This window comes from Pseudomonas sp. FP2254, from assembly GCF_030687695.1.
GTDB lineage: Bacteria > Pseudomonadota > Gammaproteobacteria > Pseudomonadales > Pseudomonadaceae > Aquipseudomonas > Aquipseudomonas quebecensis.
Window position 1 is genome coordinate 2,770,255 of record NZ_CP117444.1, and the last position, 19,394, is coordinate 2,789,648.

A 19,394-nucleotide genomic window follows, 5' to 3' on the forward strand; every position below is an offset into this window, starting at 1 on the left:
GCCAAAGGCGTTGGATGATAGACCGCTATCGCAGGCAAGCCAGCTCCCACAGGTTTGGTGTTGTTTCAGTTCACGCGCGAATCGCCTCAAGCATCCGCCACAACATCGCATCACACCCCAGCAACTGCTCCACCCTCACAAACTCATCCGGCTTATGCCCCTGGTCCATGCTTCCCGGCCCGCACACCACCGTAGGAATGCCCACCGCATCAAACAACCCACCCTCAGTCCCAAACGCCACCGTGCCGAAGTCCCGCGAACCGGAAAACGCCGCAATCAACTCGGCGGCCTGGCTGCGTTCGTCAGTGACTAAGCCTGGGTAGGCCGACAACTTGGTAAAGTGAATCGCACTCTGCGCACTCACTGCCTGCATACGCGGCAGCACCTGTTGCTCGGCGTAAGCCTTCAGTTCGTCAGCCACCTTGCTCGGGTCCTGGGATGGCAACGCCCGCACCTCAAAATCAAACCGACAATCTGCCGGCACGATGTTCAATACCTTGCCACCGCTGATCACGCCGGTCTGCACGGTGCTGAACGGCGGATCAAACCGCGCATCCTGCGTCTGCCGTAAGCGCTGGCCGATGCGCCCCAGCTCACCGATCAACTCGGCCGCATGTTCGATGGCATTCACGCCAGACGGCGCGTACGCCGAATGGCAGGCTTCGCCATGCACGTCACAGCGCATGGCCAACTTGCCCTTGTGGCCAAGCACCGGCTTGAGTTCGGTCGGTTCGCCGATGATGCACAGCATCGGCTTCACTGGCCGCTCCTCCAGCACCTTGAGCAGCGAGCGTACGCCAAGGCAGCCCACTTCCTCGTCGTAGGACAGGGCGATGTGCACCGGCACCCGCAACGGTGCCTCAACCAACGCCGGCACCAGCGCCAACATGCAGGCGATATAGCCCTTCATGTCCGCCGTGCCACGCCCGTACAACTTGCCGTCACGCTCGGTCAACTCAAACGGCGGCACGGTCCACGGCTGGCCGTCCACCGGCACCACATCGGTATGCCCCGACAGCACGATGCCCGGCAATTCCACCGGGCCAACACTGGCAAACAGATTGGCCTTGCTGCGATCTCTGTTGTAGACCAGCTCGCTGGCTACGCCGAATCCGGCCAGGTATTCACGCACATACTCGATCAGGTGCAGGTTGGATTCGCGGCTGGTGGTATCAAACCCCACCAGCGTTTGCAGCAGGTTGCGGCTGCTGCTCATCGGTCGTCTCCGGCCACACCGTAACCGGGGGAGCGGTCCGGCGCGAGCGCACGGTCGATGTAGTCCTGCACTTGCGGGCGATAGGCGTCCCAGAGTGTTTGCAGCTCGCCGATCGGGTTTTGATCGGCCCAATCCACCCGCAGGTTGATGATCGGCCAGGTCAGCTCGCCGACTACTACCAGCGCGGCAGAATGCACCGGGCCGGCTTCACCGCCGGCGGCAATGGCGGCGTGCATCGCTGCTAGCAGACGGTCTGCCAACTGGCCTTCGCCTTGCTCGAAGGCCGCGACCATCGCCTCGATCACCTCACGGTCGGCAAGCATATTGCCCGCCGCCACACACTGTTCGCCCGACACGGCGTTGTGGGTGCCGAGGGTTTCGCTGCCGCTGAAATGCACGCTACGGCCCAGGTGATCAATCGCCGTCAGTTGCCGGTACTGGCTGTAGCCGTTGCGGGTCAGGGCCTTGTCGATCGCGTCGGCGGGCGTCAGGCCTTGTTCCAGCAGGTCGAGCACGTCCGGGCCCAGGGCTGGCAGCGTGATGTTCTGGGTCGACACCGCACCCACACCGGGCCGCAGCCACGGGCAACGGGCACCCACGGCGATGCTCGATGAGCTGATGGCGATGCCCAGTTGGCCGGTGTCGGCGCAACGGCCGACGATTGAAAAGGTCATGTGCGGCTCCTTACTCGGGAATAACGGCGATTACATCAATTTCCATCAACCATTGCGGCTGGCCCAGGGCCGAGACCACCAGCCCGGTGGAAATTGGGAACACGCCCTTGAGCCATTTGCCGACTTCCTGGTACACCGGCTCGCGGTAGCGCGGGTCGATCAGGTAGGTGGTGGTCTTGACGATATGGCTGAGGTCGCTGCCGGCTTCTTCCAGCAGTTGCTTGACGTTTTTCATGGCTTGTTCGGCCTGGGCGCGTGGGTCGCCAAGGCCGATCAGGTTACCGTCGAAATCGGTGCCCACCTGGCCGCGGACATACACGGTATTGCCGGCGCGCACGGCCTGGCACAGGTCGTTGTCCAGGCTCTGGTTGGGGTAGGTTTCCTTGGTGTTGAACATGCGGATGCGAGTGTGAGTAGGCATCAAAAAAACTCCGGCAATAAAATGATCAGGCGCTGACAGGGGATTGGCGAACCACCGGGGCGGCTTCGCGGTACTCGAGGTATTGCCGTTGGATGGCGATATGGTCGGCCACGTACTTGGCGTCGTGCCACACGCCCCAGATAAACGACGAGCCCCGGCGTGACTGCCACGGCAAACCGAGGAAGTAGATCCCGGCTTCGCTGCTCACACCGCGCTGGTGCTGCGGTTTGCCGGCGGCGTCGAATGCATCCACCTTCAGCCAGCTGTAATCCACGGCAAACCCGGTGGCCCAGATAATCGAGGTGACGCCGGCCTTGGCCAGATCCAGTTCCAGGATCGGCTGCTTGATGCAGTCCGCATCGGGGAACACGTGGCGTGCTTCAGGTTCCAGCGGCAAGTCCAGGCCGTTGCGCTCGACGTAGGCATCCGCCGCATCCAGCAGGGCCAGGTAGTTATCATCGCCACGCGCCAGGTTTTCCACCAGGTTAGGTTGGAAGGTTGCGACGCTGCCGTTGAAGGCTTGAGTGAGGCCGACCAGGGTCATGCCTTGCTGGGCCAGTTCGCGGAAGTTGATGGTCTTGCCGCCGTGTGCGCCGCTGACCGCAATGGTCACGTGTTCACGGCCAGGTTTCATGGCTGCCTGGTCCCACTCGCCCAGCACCCCTAGCCACCAGCAGAAGTCGCGGTTGCGATAGGCGCGCGGCGGGCGGTCATGGGCGCCGACGGAGAGGTACACCTGGCGGCCGGCGCGTTGCAACTCATCGGCGATCTGCACACCGGAAGAGCCTGCGCCCACCACCAGCACGGCGCCCGCTGGTAGTTGAGAAGGGTTGCGATAGTCGGCGGAGTGGATCTGGTGCAGCGCCGTGTCTTTGGGCGCGATGGCCGGAATCACTGGCTTCTGGAACGGACCGGTCGCCGCCACCACGCGGTTGGCTTCGATCACGCCGTCGCTGGTGTGCACGGTGAAACCGGGGCGGCCGACATTGCGTACAACGGAGGTTACGTCCACGCCGGTGCGGATCGGCGCATTGAACTGGCGTGCATAAGCCTCAAAGTAATCCGCTACGCGTTCTTTCGGCGCGAAGCCATCCGGGGCGACATCATCGAATGCCAGGCCTGGAAACCGGTCATGCCAGGCTGGCCCGTTGGCCACCAGTGAATCCCAACGCCCCGTGCGCCAGCGCTCGGCAATGCGGCTGCGCTCCAGCACCAGGTGGGGCACGCCTTGCTTGCTCAGATGCTCGCTCATGGCCACGCCAGCTTGACCGGCGCCTACCACCAGCGTGTCTGTTTTTGTTATTGCTTCAGTCATGTTTTTATCCTTGCGTAATGCAGTTGGATTCAGCTCGGGCATGACTTCAGGCTAGGGGGAGGGGGGTTATAAATAAAATATTATTAAGTTAGGAAGTGAGCATAAATTTCGGATGCAAGCTCACCCTATAGGGTGATTTCGGTGACTTCCCGGCTGTGGGACGATCATTACCGTTCTTTCAACGAGTCTTTGAAGTGGAAAACGACCAGCTTTCTTCTGCGCAATGGTTCGAACAGATGGCCCAGGTCACCGAGAGCATCGGTCAAGCGAGCTTCGCCGCCACCTTGTTCGAGGCTCTCGGTTGTATCTGGCCAATCCAGGCCACGACGCTGTACCTGTATCCCCACGGCGGCATGCCCAGCGCATTGTTCGAGTTGGAAGGGCCTTGGTTGCCCCAGGGCAATGTGCGTCAGTACCTGTCTGGCTTCTACTTGCTCGATCCGTTTTATGGCGCGTGCGTAGAGGGGGTTGGTTCGGGGTGTTACGACCTTGCGGATGTCGCTCCTGATCACTTCGAACTCAGCGAATACTTCCAGTCGTTCTACCGGCATTCGCACCTGGAAGATGAACTGAATTACATCCTGCAGTCGGGCAGCGGGTTGAGCCTGTCAGTGTCACTGGCGTTTACGCAGAAGCTGGACGCGGCCACCACCCAACAATTCAAGCGGATTGCGCCCTGGGTGCTGGCGGTGCTCGGCAAGCATTTTGTCGGTTTGGATGCGCGGGGTGCGCGCTTTGAAAACCTGCTGGAACAGCGCATCCACTCGGCGCTGAACAACTTTGGCTCGTCGATCCTGACCGAGCGCGAATGCCGGATCGCCCAGCTGATCCTGCGTGGCCACTCCACCCGCTCGCTGGCCGAACGGCTGGGCGTCTCGGAAGACACCATCAAGTCCCACCGTAAACACATCTACAGCAAGCTCGATATCGGCGCGCAATCAGAACTGTTTTCGCTGTTCATTGATTCGTTGGCCGAAGCCCAGGGCGTGCTGAGCAAAGACCCCCTTGAAAGTTACATGAACAAGATCCGCTGAGCGGATCTGCGACCCCTTGCGCGACTACTAACAAGAGAGAAAAGCCATGAACTTACCCTTCGAACCGAAACGCCAGACTCAGGACTATCAGAAGTCCGACGCGGCCCACCATATCCACGCGTTTCTGGATCAAAAGGCACTGAATGCCGAAGGCCCGCGCGTCATGGTCCGTGGTGAAGGTCTGTATCTATGGGACAGCGAAGGCAAGCGCTACCTGGATGGCATGTCGGGCCTGTGGTGCACCCAGCTCGGTTATGGTCGCAAGGATCTGACCGCTGCTGCCGCCGCGCAAATGGACCAGTTGGCGTACTACAACATGTTTTTTCACACCACCCACCCGGCGGTGATCGAGCTGTCCGAGTTGCTGTTCAGTCTGCTGCCGGGCCACTACAGCCACGTGATCTACACCAACTCCGGCTCCGAAGCCAACGAGGTGTTGATCCGAACTGTACGCCGCTATTGGCAAGTGGTCGGTCAACCACAGAAAAAGATCATGATCGGCCGTTGGAACGGTTATCACGGCTCCACCCTGGCGGCTTCTGCGCTGGGCGGAATGAAGTTTATGCACGAAATGGGTGGGCTGATTCCGGACGTTGCACATATCGATGAACCCTACTGGTACGCCCAGGGCGGCGAACTGACCCCGGCTGAGTTCGGCCGTCGTTGTGCGCTGCAACTGGAGGAAAAAATCCTCGAACTGGGCGCTGAAAACGTCGCGGGCTTTATCGCCGAACCGTTCCAGGGCGCTGGCGGGATGATTTTCCCGCCGGAAAGCTACTGGCCCGAAGTCCAGCGCATCTGCCGTCAATACAATGTGCTGCTATGCGCGGATGAGGTAATTGGTGGTTTTGGCCGCACGGGCGAGTGGTTTGCCCACGAGTACTTCGGTTTCGAGCCCGACACGCTGTCAATCGCCAAAGGCCTGACCTCCGGCTACATACCCATGGGCGGCCTAGTGCTGAGCAAGCGCATCGCGGATGCACTGGTGGAGCGAGGCGGAGTGTTCGCCCACGGCCTGACCTATTCCGGGCACCCAGTCGCGGCGGCGGTGGCGCTGGCCAATCTCCAGGCCCTGCGCGATGAAGGTATCGTGCGCCAGGTGAAGGAAGACACCGGGCCATACTTGCAGAAAATCCTGCGCGAAGTGTTCGGCAACCATCCAATGATCGGCGAGATTCAGGGTACGGGCCTGCTCGCAGCCTTGCAGTTCGCCGAGGACAAAGCTACGCGCAAACGCTTCGACAATGAAAACGATCTCGCCTGGCAGTGCCGCACATTTGGTTTTGAAGAAGGCGTGATCATTCGCTCAACCCTCGGCCGCATGATCATGGCGCCGGCCCTGGTGGCAACGCGCTCGGAGCTGGACGAGCTGGTGGAAAAGACCCGCATCGCGGTCGATCGCACCGCACGGATCGCGGGAAAGCTGTGAAGTGAGCTGTTCACCCTCTCAGGTTGAGGGGGTGGACGAAATCGCTACATCGCCCTGCGTGCGCATGGGCAATTCACTCTAAAACGGAAAACGGCATCGATCTCATCGAATGCCGCGGCGCCCTGCATTCCAATTTCCAGGAGTCAGCAATGAATACAATAAAAAATGTGGCCGACACTCCCTCCCATCACGCTTCCTCCAAAGCCACTTCTTCGCGCAGGTTCCGACAACCTCTGGGACTGGTCGGGCTGGTGCTCTTCGGCCTCGCGTATATGGTCCCGCTGGCGGTGTTTACCACCTATGGGCTGGTCACCCAGATGACCAAGGGTCATCTGCCCACGGCCTACCTGCTGACCCTGGCGGCCATGCTACTGACCGCCTACAGTTATGGCCGCATGGTCCAGGCGCATCCTTATTCAGGGTCGGTCTATACCTACACGCGCAAGGCCTTTGGCGCGTATTTCGGCTTCATCGCCGGATGGACCTTGTTGCTGGATTACATCTTCTTGCCGCTGCTCAGTTATTTGCTGATCGGCATTTACATGTCGGAGTACTTTCCTGGCGTGCCCACCGCCGTGTGGGTGCTCGGCTCCATCGCCTTGGTGACGGTGCTTAACCTGGTCGGTATCGAGTCCATCACCCGGGTCAACTGGGTGCTGATTGTTGCCCAACTGGTGTTCATTGTGGTGTTTGTGGTGTTGTCGATTCACAACCTGAGTGGGCAATCCGAACCGGTTTCGCTGCTTGCCCCGTTCCACCATGAAGGCTTCAGCATGCCGTTGATCATGACCGGCGCCGCGATACTCAGCCTGTCCTTTCTCGGTTTTGATGCGGTGTCGACCATGGCCGAGGAAACGCCCAACCCGCGTCGTACGATCCCGCTCGCCATCATGGTGGTGTCGCTATTGGGCGGGCTGTTGTTTCTTGTCGTTTCGTATTTTGCCCAATTGGTTTTCCCGGAATGGGGCAGCTTCGCTGACCCCGATTCGGCGTCCGTTGACGTGATGCGTCGTGTCGGTGGCGAACTGTTGGTGACCGGATTCACCGCAACCTATGTGGCGGGGTGTTTCGCCTCGGCGATGGTCTCCCAGGCCAGTGTCTCGCGTGTGTTGTTCGCCATGGGGCGCGACGGCGCACTGCCTCGCGTGCTTGGCAAGCTGGTCTCGAAAAAACGCGTACCGGCCTCCGCGATCATGCTGGTCAGCCTGTTCTCGCTTATAGCCCTGTTCATCACCCTGGACACCGTCGCCAACATGATCAGCTTCGGTGCACTGTTCGCCTTCTCGGCGGTGAACCTGGCGGTGATCAAACACTACATGGTCGATCAGAAGCTGCGTGGCTCGCGCAACTACCTGATGTATGCAGCGCTGCCGTCCCTGGGCTTCCTCAGCACCATTTGGCTGTGGACCAGCCTGTCCGGCATGTCCTTCACGATCGGCTTGTGCTGGATGGGGTTGGGGCTCGTTTGTTTGCTGGGTGTCACGCGTGGGTTCCGACTGAAGATGCCGGAATTGCAAATCGCGGAATGAAACACGTCATCTATTTCGGAGTACACCATGCTTGACCTTAACTACTGGCAACAGCGCGTTGCCCGCCAAATGTTCATCGACAAAGCCCAGATCGACGGGAAGGCAGTGGCCTCGGTGTCCGGGGCGACCTTCGATGCCACCAACCCCGCGACCAACCAGCTGCTTGCGCGTGTCGCCGCGTGCGGTAGCGAGGAGGTCAATCTGGCCGTGCGCTCCGCTCGCCGCGCCTTTGAGACCGGCACCTGGCGGCGTATGGCCCCTGGGGAGCGCAAGAAAATCCTGATCAAGCTCGCCGAATTGCTGATGACTCACCGCGAAGAGCTGGCCTTGCTCGATTCGCTGAGCATGGGCAAGCCGGTGATGGACGCCTACAACGTGGATGTCCCCGGCGCCGCGCATGTTTTCGCCTGGTACGGCGAAGCCCTCGACAAGGTTTACGATCAAGTCGCGCCCACCGCCCGCAACGCGTTGGCCACCATCACCCGTGAGGCCTTGGGGGTGATTGCTGCGGTGGTGCCGTGGAATTTCCCACTGGATATGGCGGCCTGGAAGTTGGCGCCTGCGCTGGCAGCCGGCAACAGCGTGGTGCTCAAGCCGGCTGAGCAATCACCGTTCTCGGCCTTGCGCCTGGCCCAACTGGCCCTGGAAGCCGGTATCCCGGAAGGCGTGCTGAATGTGGTGCCTGGCCTGGGCGAAAGCGCCGGCAAGGCCTTGGGATTGCATCCCGACGTGGATTGCCTGGTGTTCACCGGCTCCACTCAGGTTGGCAAGTACTTCATGCAGTACTCGGCTCAGTCCAACCTCAAACAGGTGTGGCTGGAGTGTGGCGGCAAGAGCCCGAACCTGGTGTTCGACGACTGCCAGGATCTGGACCTGGCTGCGGAGAAGGCCGCCTTTGGCATTTTCTTCAACCAGGGCGAGGTGTGTTCGGCCAACTCCCGTCTGTACGTGCAGCGCTCAATTCACGACGAATTTGTCGAGCGTCTGGTCAATAAATCACGCGCCTGGATGCCCGGTGATCCCCTGGACCCCGGCAGTGCTGCTGGCGCTATTGTCGACAGTGAGCAAACCGCTCGCATCATGAAGGCCATCGGTCAGGCGCGCGCTGAAGGAGCCACGCTTGTGTCGGGTGGTGAGCAGTTGATCATCAATGGCGCTTCAAATTTCATTCAGCCGACTATTTTTGGCAATGTGACCGGCAACATGCGTATTTCTCGGGAGGAAGTGTTTGGTCCGGTCCTGGCGATCAGTGCTTTTGACACGGAAGAAGAGGCGGTGCAGCAAGCCAATGACAGCATCTACGGCCTGGCGGCCTCGGTATGGAGCGATGACCTCAATCGTGCCCATCGTGTGGCGCGCGCTCTGAATGCCGGTACGGTGTCTGTAAACACCATCGACGCGTTGGATGTCTCGGTTCCATTTGGTGGTGGTAAGCAATCGGGGTTCGGCCGCGATCTGTCGCTGCATTCCTTTGATAAGTACACGCAGCTGAAAACTACATGGTTTCAGTTACGTTGAATCAAAATGCGAGGGGCGGCGAGAAGCAATTACGAATGTCGAGAATTTGGGTTGCAGATACAGCCGAGGGTTCAGGTCGAGAGAGGAGGCAGATTATCCATTTCTTGCAGCGTGCGACGTCGTGGCTGAGGGTGTGTTTCCTGGCCGGTAAGTTGCGAGATGTGGACATAAGTAACTTGGCGCAGGGTTTTGATAAAAAATCCACGGCAGGGCTTTTTAGTCGTCTCTAGTGTCTGTTCAAAATGGCTCGTAGTGGGACTTAGTGGTCGTTCTCGGAATCACTCCCTTTTGGCCCTTGATACACCTCAAAAACAAGTCCAGAATTGAGTCTTTTCCTGCTTCGGCAAGAAAGGAAACCCCTTGGATTTCAATAGGTCGGACGCCAGATGCGAGTCTCGTTTCCCGCTCCAATCTCCTGATTTGTATTCGCTGTATCCTCAATCTGTGGTTATTCGCGCCGCGTTTTGACGCAACTGATCTAGGTAGTTTGCCCATTGTTGGGCAGCCTCTCGGCGTTGCGCCAGCAATTGAGCCCTTGCATACACTGCCCCGAGCGCACCCGGCATTCGGTGAGATAAAGACAGTTCAAGCACGATAGGATCTATACCCAAATGCTCGTGGGCTATGGTCCGGTAGGTCGCGCGAAAGCCGTGAGCAGTGATGTTGTACTCCGGCCAAATACGCTGAAAGGACTTGAGCATGGAGGTCGGGTTTATGGGACGTCCCGGATAGACCGGCGAGACGAACACCCAGCCTTTGCCTTCTTCATCCACCACGCGGGTTTTATGTAGCTCGCGTAACAGAACCAAGGCTTGTTCAGGCAACGGCACGATGTGTTTGCTCTTGTCCAGATGCTTGGTCTTGCTCACCACATAACGCCAATCGGCGCCCACCAAGTCGACATCTTCCCAGCGCATCTGCACCAGTTCGCCTGGGCGGACCGGCAACATGACCAGCAGGCGCATTGCGGTGGCAACGCTGCCGTCGTTGCAGTCATCAAGGCGTAGAAGAAACCTGCCCAGGTCGGATGGCCTTTCGATCGCCGGGTTGCTGGTCACGATGTGGCGAATCTTCAACTCCTCAATGTTGCTGAGCGCCACGTTGCGCTCCACCCAGCCGCGACCTTCGGCAAAACCCAGAACGGCACGTATGATGGTGCGCACGCGCTGGGCCATGGCCATGGTGCGCTGGCGGCGCAACTCAGTGATGATCGTAGTGATGTGCTCCAACTTGATCTCGCTGATCGGTTTTTTGCCAATGGCAGGCAAGATGTGGTTGTTCAGCGCTCCGGTAAAGCCCGAGATGGATTTTGTCACCAGTTCGGCAGACTTGAATGCCAACCATTGCTCGGCCACGTAAGCGAAGGTGCGCTCTTCATTGAGCAACTGTGCCTCGATTTTGGCGGTCTTGGCCTTGAGCGGAGCGGTGTGGTTAGCCACGTCGCGGCGTGCGCCGCGGGCAATGTCGCGCGCCTCCTTGAGGCTAATGTCGGGGTAAGCGCCGATGGAGAAGCGGTTTTCCTTCCCATGCAGCCGATACTTCAATCGCCAAACCTTGGAAGGGGATTTGCCGACCTTACTCGACGCCCTCACCTCCAAGTAGAGGCCAGGAACTTCGCCATCGGCGTGTTTGCCAGGTTCGGTCAGTGAGCGGATCAAGGCATCGCTGAGTTTTCGTTTGAAAACAACCGCATTATCTGGGGGCATCGGTGGGGGCATCCTTTTTAAGGAACCGAAATTTGCCCCCAATTATGCCCCCATGAGTCGTGGAATCCATTGGATTTAGACAGACGGCTATGGACTTAAACAACCAATAACTTGTTGTTATAAAACGGTTTTATAGAATTTAGTGGAATTCCATTACAGGCTATCGGGATCCCCAAAAAACATCTGTATCCGCGACCGTAACCACCGTTCACCCGGATCGTTATCCTGCGAACCGCGCCACGCCATGTGCAGTTCAAAACTGCGCACCGGCAACGGCGGGTCTTCCGCGCGCAGCCCACCGGCAGAGGTCAGCGCCTCGGCCGCGTAGTCCGGCACGGTGGCGAGGATGTCGGTGCCGGCGAGCAAGGTGCCCAGGCCGTTGAATTGCGGCACGGCGAGTACGACGTGACGCTTGCGACCGAGTTTTTCCAGCTCTTCATCGATAAAGCCGCTCAGGTCGCCGGCGAAGGATACGAGCGCGTGGGGGCGGGCGCAGAAGTCGTCGAGGCTCAGGGAGCCGGGCACACTGTCGGCGCGCAACAGTTTGGGCAGACTGCGGCGCAGCACTTTGCGCTTGGCGTTGGCCGGCAGGTCAGCGGTGTAGCTCACGCCGATGGAGATTTCGCCGGAGGCCAGCAGGCCGGGCATCAGGATGTAGTTGACGCGGCGCACCACCAGTACGATCCCGGGAGCTTCGGCGCGCAGGCGTTTGAGCAGTTGCGGCAGCAGGGCGAATTCGACGTCGTCGGACAGGCCGATACGGAACACCGCAGTGCTGGTGGCCGGGTCGAACTCGGCGGCGCGGCTGACCGCGGTGGAAATCGAGTCCAGGGCCGGGGAGAGCAGGGCGAAGATTTCCACCGCGCGGGCGGACGGTTCCATGCTGCGCCCGGTGCGCACGAACAGTGGGTCGTCGAACAAACTGCGCAGGCGCGACAATGCCGCGCTGATGGCCGGCTGGCCGAGGAACAATTTCTCGGCGGCGCGGGTCACACTGCGCTCATGCATCAAGGTTTCGAATACGATCAAGAGGTTCAGGTCGACACGACGCAGGTCGTTACGGTTCATCTTGTGTCCTGGCAGAGTCAGCAAACTTGACGAGATCAGTCATAGGCAAGCCCTTGGGTTGCGTCTGGAAGCATGACCGGCATGAATCTTACGGGGAAAGGCTGGTACTCTGCACCGGCTAATTGAGTTTTCCTACGATACTTAAGGTCTATTCATCAGACGCGGAATCAATGACAGGCATGTCGACTATTAATGGTGACCAATGGCCTTGCCTGGAAAGCCCAGATAGAGTTCATGGCATTAGAGGTTAATTTGGCGAGGTTTGCGATGTCCCGCACGATTCGTTTTCACAAGTTTGGTCCGGCCGAGGTGCTCAAATGCGAAGAGCATGCGGCCGCGCTGCCCGCACCGGGCGAAGTGCAGGTGCGTGTCGAAGCGATCGGGATCAGTTGGTATGACATTTTGTGGCGCCAGAACCTGGCGTCTTCCCACGCACGCTTGCCCTCCGGCCTCGGTCACGAGATGGCGGGGGTGGTTGTCGCCGTCGGCGAAGGCGTGGATGACTTGGCGGTGGGCGACAAGGTTGCCAGTTTTCCGGCCGAGAGCCCCAACGATTATCCGGTGTATGGCGAAATGATCGTCCTGCCCCGTTCGGCCTTGACCCGCTATCCGGACGTCTTGAACCCGGTCCAGGCCAGCGTGCACTACACGCCGCTGTTGATTGCCTACTTTGCCTACGTGGATCTGGCACGGGTCAAGCCTGGCCAATTCGCCTTGGTGACCGATGCCAGCCACTGTGCCGGACCGTCCTTCGTACAACTGGGCAAGGCGCTGGGTGTGCGGGTAATCGCCGCGACCAAGGACAGCGCGGAACGCGAGTACCTGCTGTCCCTTGGCGCGGAGAAGGTGATCGTCACCGAAGAGCAGGATTTGCTCATGCAGATCAACAAGTTCACCGACAATCGCGGCGTAGACGTAGTGTTCGATGGCCTGGGTGGTCCGCAGATGTCGTTGCTCGGCGATGTGCTGGCACCGCGCGGCAGCCTGGTTCTGTATGGCCTGCAGGGGGGCAATCAGACGCCGTTCCCGGCCTGTGCGGCGTTTCAGAAGAACATTCAGTTCTTTGTGCACTGCATCGGTAATTTCACCGGTAAGCCGGAACTCGGGATTACCCAGGACCACATTGCCCTGCAGCGTGCCCTGCGTGATATCAATCAGTTGACCGCCGACCGCGTGCTGGTACCGCTGAAAACCACGGTGTTCGCGTTCGATCAATTTGTGGAAGCGCACCGCTATATGGACGAATGCCCGTGCCGTGAACGTGTGGCGCTGCAGGTTGAAGCTGTTTAGCGCGTAGGAAGATTCGTAAACGGCTGGCACTGGCCAACGGCGCATGGGGCAAATGTGCCATTTGTGAGGGCTTAACCCGTGCCTCTCCTGAAGTGACCGCAATAGCGCTTCAGCCCCTGATTCCTGCCCTTGCCCCCCGACGCCGCGCTGATTTCCAGCGCGGCGTTGTCGTATCTGCGCGGTCGACTCGCTGTTTGTAGGCTATCTGCACTGGTTTTCGCCCAGCTTCTGTATCTATTAATCATTGTTCAAGCACTGATAATTGCGACTTCAAATGCATCTCAAGGATTGAGCAATGATTGAATTCATGAAGCGACAAACGAGGGTGGCAGAAACTAGGTGCGTGTTATTGGACGTGACTTTTGCACACGCGAGTTTTGATCAAAAGTCTCAGGCCGCTGCGGGATCAAGTTGCTTTGACTTGTTTGTCGGACGCTTCTTTAAATGTTCGGTTAAACATGCGTAGGACATTGTCAGAGTCTTCCTAAGACGAGCGCGGCCAGGTGGTTTTTCCACTGATTTCATAAGCTTGCAAGCGTGTGGAACAGCGTTAATTGCGCTGGGTGAGTCCTGTCATTTTGTCGCGCGGTGCTAGTGTCTATTCATCGGCGTACGGCGCGAAGTGCGAATTTCCTACACGCGCAGAGGGTCAAGCACACACTGTCGGCAGTTGCTTGAAACTGATATTTCAACTCAGGTAGTAGAACTATGAGCACTATTCACGAACAGGCTATGAATCATGTTTATCAGCAAGTTCTGCAACGATTGATCGGGCACTTTACGCGCTCGGGCAGGACGGCACTTCAGTTATTGGTCCAGCGCATTGTCGTGGCCGCCGGAGGCATGGAGCAGGTCGGTGACTACAAAGTGTTGGTGGCCCATGGAGGGGGTGAAGTCAGCAGTTACACCCTGGCACTGTTACGTGCCGCCCAGCTGACCATTGCCGGCCGCGCGCCGCGCACCTTTCAGTTGCGGGTCGCGACGTTGCGCCATGCTGGAATGACCGAGGGCCAGCTGGAAACCCTCAATCAGGGCTACAGCCGTCTGTTTCTCCACGACGACCCGCGTGTCGAATTGCTGATGGTGGAAAGCCAGGAAGTCCAGCCCTTCAATCACCTGCGCCCGGCGTCAGCCCTGGGCCGTGCGGTCAGCCAGCGCAACATGTTGATGGTGGGGCACTTGAGCTCCGGCGATTGCCGCGCAACCTTGTGCAATGACACCTATCTGGCCCTCGGTGATTTTTACCTGCGCGCTACCACGTGGGGCGGCGGCGTGCACGCGGTGGTCAGCGGCGACTCACCGCGCAAGCAAAGCCAGTTTCTCGCCTGGCTGAAAAAAACCGCAGAAGGGGCAGGGGTGGCCATGCCCAAAGCCCGCGCGCGCTCGCTCAACGAGTTGTTCGCGCGCATGGACGAGTGGAGCGCCGGCTATTATCGCGACGTGTACGGCGATCACTATGTGGTGCACGAGAACCCCAACCCGCCGGGGCACAGGCACCTGGCCTATATCGGTATCGCCGACCTGCTCAAGGATGTCGACCTGGAGTCGAGCACGCTGCTGACTGAATTCATGGCCTACACCCCCGATCCGTTGGGTTTTCATTTCAGTCATCCCAGCTATTCCAACCCGCTGCTGATGGCACATTTGCGCGGCCTGCAGGCCGAGTGCCTGCGCGACCTGCGCTATGAAGACGGCGTCGACGGGTTTATCCAGCAGGCCACCCAATACATGCAGCGTCTGCACATGCCCGAGCAATTGCTCGCCGAGGCAGGCTCCAGCGAAGGGCGCGTGCTGTCGAGCACCTTTGCCCAGCAATTCTTCGGGCTGGATGAAACCCAGCTGATCTGCCTGTTATTTTCGCCGTTTATCCATCACGGACAACGGTTGGAAGGGTATCTGCGCCAATGCCATCCAGGCATGCTGGTCGCACTGCCCGAGCTGCACAAGGCGCTGCAGGGCAAGCCCTGCGCCGAGATGCTGCAACAATGGGTCAGCGACACCAGTGGTTTACCGCTGCCCTTGCTGCAGCACCTGTACCGTAAGCGGCCGTTGACCGACGCCCACGGCTGACAGCGCAACGCGCGAGCCATGGCGCAAGGCGCGATACCGGCCTTTCAACTGTCCGGGCGATGACCCTGCGCAGCGAGCGCCAGGCCGACTTCGCGTACCAGGCGGTCTATCGCTACATGATCAACCTGATTAACGAAGTCAGCACCGACACGCGGGTCAAACTGCCGTCGCTGCGGCAGCTGGCGGCGCGCCTGAACGTATCGATCTCGACCATCCAGTACGCCTACTCGTTGCTGGAGAAGGAAGGACGCGTCTACTCCGTAGCCAAATCCGGCTATTACGCCTGGCCGATGTCGGCCAATCCCATGGCCTGGATGGGTGGCGACCTGCTCGACCGGCTGTACGCCGCCGCCCGGCGTCCGGACATGCTGGTGCTGAGCGGCGATGAGCCGGCTTTGCTGGGTGCTCTGGATGCCACCTTGCTGCGTCTGGAGCGCGAACTGGTGCGCCAGTACCCTGGTCATCTGCAGCCCTGGTCGCAGCCTTGCGGTGTCTGGGAACTGCGCGCGGCGCTGGCGGCACGCTACACCTCATCGCCCACCCATTGCTGGCACGCCGATGATGTCTATATCGGCGCCGATGTGCGCGGGGTGCTGGATATCCTGATCGAAGTGCTGGGCCTCAGAGGCACCGCCGTGGTGGTCGAATCGCCGTGTGACTGGCTGATCCTGCGCCTGCTGCAAGGCGCGGGGGTGCGTGTCATCGAGCTGCCCTGGACCGCGCAAGGGCGCCTTGACAGCGCGGCGCTTGAGCGACTGTTGCGCGAAGAGCCGGTGCACCTGGTAATGCTGTCGTCCACGGTCAGCCTGCCTTCGGGCGTGGCGATGCCGGTGGAAGATCGCCTGGATGTTGCGCAGCGACTGAACCAATACGGCTGCTGGCTGCTGGAGAACGACAGCCTGGGCGAGTTAAGTCTCGATGCAGCACCTGCTCCGTTGCGCGATCTGGTCAACCCGGAGCGGCTGATCGTATTTTCCTCGTTCGAGAAAACCCTCGGCTCGGAAGCCCCCTATGGCTATCTGTTGAGCCGGCGCATGGGTCGCGAATTGCAGCGCCAGTTCCTGCTGCGTTCGTTCCGCTTATCGTCGATCCGCCAGCGCGCCATTGCGCGGCTGTACCACAGCGGCCGTATCGACCAGCACCTGGTGGCCCTGCGCGAACACCTGCGCGCACAAGCCCTGCAGATGAGCCAACGCCTGACGCAGCACTTGGGCGGGCAGGTGACATATCAAATGCCCAGGGCCGGCGCCACGTTCTGGCTGGCGTCCACGCGAGCGGTGGACATGCGCAAAGTGTTCCAGCAAATGCTGGTGCGACAGGTCGTCATTGCCCCCGGCGAACTGTTCAGCGTCAGCGGGTTGCATCACCAGCATCTGCGCTTAAGCCATACCTTCCCCGGTCAGCCCAATCTGGACATCGCGTTGATAGCCCTGAGCGAAGCCCTGCGCCAAGCGAAGACTGGTTGAAATTTCTATTGCTGCTGTAGGATCGATCCCGTCGCGCAGTAGTCCAACTCTCAGTAAACTGGCATTTTTTCCGAATTCTTCTATCCGAGGTTTATGCATGACAATCAGTCCTTTTGCGGGCAAACCGGCGCCGGCGCAGTTGCTGGTGGATATCCCGCGACTGGTCACGGCCTATTACACCGGCCAGCCTGATGCAGCAATCTCCACCCAGCGCGTCGCGTTCGGCACCTCCGGGCACCGTGGTAACTCGTTTGAACTGAGCTTCAACGAGTGGCACGTGCTTGCGATCAGCCAGGCCATCTGCCTGTACCGCGAAGCCCAGGGTATCAATGGCCCGCTGTTCGTCGGCCTGGATACCCACGCGCTGTCCACTCCCGCCGGCGCGAGTGCCCTGGAAGTCCTGGCCGCCAACGGCGTGCACGTCATGCTGGCCGAAGGCGATGAATACACGCCGACCCCGGCGATTTCCCACGCCATCATCTGCTACAACCGCGGTCGCACCAGCGGCCTGGCTGACGGCATCGTGATCACGCCGTCCCACAACCCGCCGCAGAGTGGCGGCTACAAATACAACCCGCCCAACGGTGGCCCGGCGGACACCCACGTCACCAAGTGGATCGAGGCCAAGGCCAACGAGCTGTTGGCCAACGGGCTCGCCGGCGTCAAGCGCATCAGCCACGCCCAGGCGCTCAAGGCTGACACCACCCATCGCCATGACTACCTCAACAGCTACGTGGCCGACCTGGTCAATGTGATCGATATGGATGCCATTCGCAGCGCCGATCTGCGTCTGGGCGTCGATCCGCTGGGCGGAGCAGGGGTGCGCTATTGGTCGGCGATCGCCGAGCATTACCGCTTGAATCTGGAGGTGGTGAACACCGAAGTCGACGCCACCTTCCGTTTCATGAGCGTCGACTGGGACGGCCAGATTCGCATGGACCCGTCCTCCAGCTACGCCATGCAAGGCTTGATCGGCCTCAAGGAACGCTTCGACGTGGCCTTCGCCTGCGACCCGGACCACGATCGCCACGGCATCGTCACCCCGTCCGGCGGCCTGTTGGCGCCGAATAACTACCTGGCCGTGTCCATCGATTATCTGTTCCAGAACCGACCCGGCTGGCGCGCCGATGCGGCCGTAGGCAAGACCGTGGTCAGCAGTGGCCTGATCGACCGCGTGGCCGCGCGTATCGGTCGCCGCCTGTACGAAGTGCCGGTGGGCTTCAAATGGTTTGCCGACGGCCTGTTCGAAGGCTCCCTGGGCTTTGGCGGGGAAGAAAGCGCCGGGGCGTCGTTCCTGCGCAAGGACGGCACGGTCTGGAGCACCGACAAAGACGGCTTGATCCCGGCATTGCTCGCGGCGGAAATGACCTCGCGCAAAGGCCAGGACCCGAGCCAGATCTACCGTGGCCTGACCGACGCCTTGGGCGAACCGTTCGCGATTCGTGTCGATGCCAGGGCCACTCCAGCGCAGAAAGCGCTGCTGGGTAAGCTGTCGCCGGAACAGGTGACCTCCACCGAACTGGCCGGGGAGCGCATCCAGCAAATCCTCAGCCACGCGCCGGGCAACAACCAGGCGATCGGCGGTTTGAAGGTGATGACCGAAAACGGCTGGTTTGCCGCACGGCCATCGGGCACGGAGGATATCTACAAGATCTACGCCGAAAGCTTTGTGGGTGAAGACCACCTCAAGCAACTGGTCGAAGAAGCCCAGGTGCTGGTGGACGGCGCCATCGCCGAATAACAGTGCGCGTCCCTTGTGGAGGGGGCTTGCTGTGGCAAGCCCCTATGGTTACCGGAGGCTCGGTTCTCAAGCCAGATCGACCAGTACGATTTCGCTGTCCTCGACCGCCGTAACCCGCAGCACCTGTTCATCCTCGATCGCCACCCCGTCACGGGCGTGTGCACGCACACCATTGACCTCAATCACCCCGGTGGCCGGCACCAGGTAGGCACGGCGCCCGTGCTCCAGGCGGTACTCGGCGGTTTCTCCGGCTTTCAGGTTCGCCGCTACCAGGCGGGCGTCGGCACGAATGCGCAGGCTTTGGTTATCGCCCGCCTTACCGCTGGCCAAGGTCACGAAACCCTCACGCCCCCCTTTGGGAAACGGCTTGGCGCCCCAGGAAGGCGGCAGCCCGGCTTCATTCGGGATGATCCAGATCTGGAAAATCTTGGTCGGGGTAGCTTCCAGGTTGTATTCGCTGTGGGCGATCCCGGTGCCCGCGCTCATTACCTGCACATCGCCGGCCTCGGTGCGGCCTTTATTGCCCAGGTTGTCGGCATGGCTGATGGCACCCTCGCGCACGTAGGTGATGATTTCCATGTCGCGGTGCGCGTGCTGCGGGAATCCGGTACCGGGCGCGATGATGTCGTCGTTCCACACCCGCAGGTTGCCCCAATGCATGCGCTTGGGGTCGTGGTATTCGGCGAATGAGAAATGGTGATGAGCGTCGAGCCAGCCGTGGTGGGCGCCACCCAGGGCATTGAAAGGTCTGAGTTCAAGCATGATCGTCTCCTGTGGATGCGGCCCATGATCCCAATATGGATAATCGATAAAAAGCGTAAAAAGTGCCTTATTCCTATCGGTTTAGTCGATTGAAATGCTGCGACGCAACGTTCATTTCATCGCCTAACTGCCTGACGGCACAGCAATTGGCTGGC

The 19,394-nt window shown here is 60.0% G+C and carries 14 protein-coding genes and 1 pseudogene; 8 read left to right on the forward strand and 7 right to left on the reverse strand.

What is annotated here, in order from left to right; translation table 11 throughout:
• Window positions 1-70 precede the first annotated feature (70 nt).
• Genes argE through PSH94_RS12760 form a run of 4 tightly spaced genes read right to left on the reverse strand, consistent with a single transcriptional unit; the run spans window position 71 to window position 3,668 of the window.
• Window positions 71-1,216, reverse strand: coding sequence for an acetylornithine deacetylase (argE, locus tag PSH94_RS12745; protein WP_305437692.1), 1,146 nt, complete (start codon window positions 1,214-1,216; stop codon window positions 71-73).
• Window positions 1,213-1,890 (reverse strand): DUF1028 domain-containing protein, encoded by a 678-nt coding sequence (locus PSH94_RS12750; RefSeq protein WP_305437693.1) that lies wholly within the window; start codon window positions 1,888-1,890, stop codon window positions 1,213-1,215. Before PSH94_RS12750 ends, argE begins: the two co-directional genes overlap by 4 nt.
• 10 nt (window positions 1,891-1,900) lie before the next feature.
• On the reverse strand, window positions 1,901-2,311 hold the full coding sequence (locus PSH94_RS12755; protein WP_003207327.1) for a RidA family protein: 411 nt from the start codon (window positions 2,309-2,311) through the stop codon (window positions 1,901-1,903).
• A 25-nt stretch (window positions 2,312-2,336) separates the two neighbouring features.
• Window positions 2,337-3,668: an NAD(P)/FAD-dependent oxidoreductase gene (locus tag PSH94_RS12760; protein WP_305437694.1), complete on the reverse strand. Its 1,332-nt coding sequence runs from the start codon at window positions 3,666-3,668 to the stop codon at window positions 2,337-2,339.
• Between the two features lie 194 nt (window positions 3,669-3,862).
• On the opposite strand from PSH94_RS12760, the gene PSH94_RS12765 reads away from it, so the two are divergent.
• The 4 genes from PSH94_RS12765 to PSH94_RS12780 all read left to right on the forward strand — a co-directional run bounded on the left by PSH94_RS12765 (window position 3,863) and on the right by PSH94_RS12780 (window position 9,136).
• Window positions 3,863-4,660 carry a helix-turn-helix transcriptional regulator gene (locus tag PSH94_RS12765; RefSeq protein ID WP_305437732.1) on the forward strand — a complete coding sequence of 266 codons (798 nt, stop codon included), beginning with the start codon at window positions 3,863-3,865 and terminating at the stop codon, window positions 4,658-4,660.
• 46 nt (window positions 4,661-4,706) lie between these two features.
• Window positions 4,707-6,089 carry an aspartate aminotransferase family protein gene (locus tag PSH94_RS12770; RefSeq protein WP_305437695.1) on the forward strand — a complete coding sequence of 461 codons (1,383 nt, stop codon included), beginning with the start codon at window positions 4,707-4,709 and terminating at the stop codon, window positions 6,087-6,089.
• Between the two features lie 149 nt (window positions 6,090-6,238).
• Window positions 6,239-7,618 carry an APC family permease gene (locus PSH94_RS12775; protein WP_305437696.1) on the forward strand — a complete coding sequence of 460 codons (1,380 nt, stop codon included), beginning with the start codon at window positions 6,239-6,241 and terminating at the stop codon, window positions 7,616-7,618.
• 27 nt (window positions 7,619-7,645) lie between these two features.
• Window positions 7,646-9,136: an aldehyde dehydrogenase gene (locus PSH94_RS12780; protein ID WP_305437697.1), complete on the forward strand. Its 1,491-nt coding sequence runs from the start codon at window positions 7,646-7,648 to the stop codon at window positions 9,134-9,136.
• A 437-nt stretch (window positions 9,137-9,573) separates the two neighbouring features.
• Here PSH94_RS12780 and PSH94_RS12785 read toward each other — a convergent pair whose 3' ends face one another.
• Window positions 9,574-10,842, reverse strand: a complete 1,269-nt coding sequence (locus PSH94_RS12785; RefSeq protein WP_305437698.1) for a site-specific integrase — start codon at window positions 10,840-10,842, stop codon at window positions 9,574-9,576.
• Window positions 10,843-10,995: 153 nt separating this feature from the next.
• Window positions 10,996-11,910 (reverse strand): LysR substrate-binding domain-containing protein, encoded by a 915-nt coding sequence (locus PSH94_RS12790; protein WP_266249312.1) that lies wholly within the window; start codon window positions 11,908-11,910, stop codon window positions 10,996-10,998.
• A 267-nt stretch (window positions 11,911-12,177) separates the two neighbouring features.
• On the opposite strand from PSH94_RS12790, the gene PSH94_RS12795 reads away from it, so the two are divergent.
• The 4 genes and pseudogenes from PSH94_RS12795 (at window position 12,178) to pgm (ending at window position 18,477) form a co-directional block, all read left to right on the forward strand.
• Window positions 12,178-13,200 (forward strand): zinc-dependent alcohol dehydrogenase family protein, encoded by a 1,023-nt coding sequence (locus PSH94_RS12795; protein ID WP_181079495.1) that lies wholly within the window; start codon window positions 12,178-12,180, stop codon window positions 13,198-13,200.
• A gap of 708 nt (window positions 13,201-13,908) precedes the next feature.
• Window positions 13,909-15,333, forward strand: a pseudogene (locus PSH94_RS12800) (hypothetical protein).
• On the forward strand, window positions 15,330-16,736 hold the full coding sequence (locus tag PSH94_RS12805) for a PLP-dependent aminotransferase family protein (protein WP_181079493.1): 1,407 nt from the start codon (window positions 15,330-15,332) through the stop codon (window positions 16,734-16,736). Before PSH94_RS12800 ends, PSH94_RS12805 begins: the two are co-directional and overlap by 4 nt.
• Window positions 16,737-16,833: 97 nt before the next feature.
• Entirely contained in the window at window positions 16,834-18,477 is a 1,644-nt protein-coding gene (pgm, locus tag PSH94_RS12810; protein ID WP_253507557.1) for a phosphoglucomutase (alpha-D-glucose-1,6-bisphosphate-dependent), read from the forward strand.
• Between the two features lie 66 nt (window positions 18,478-18,543).
• On the opposite strand, the gene PSH94_RS12815 is transcribed toward pgm, so the two are convergent.
• Window positions 18,544-19,239 carry a pirin family protein gene (locus tag PSH94_RS12815; RefSeq protein WP_305437700.1) on the reverse strand — a complete coding sequence of 232 codons (696 nt, stop codon included), beginning with the start codon at window positions 19,237-19,239 and terminating at the stop codon, window positions 18,544-18,546.
• Window positions 19,240-19,394 lie beyond the last annotated feature (155 nt).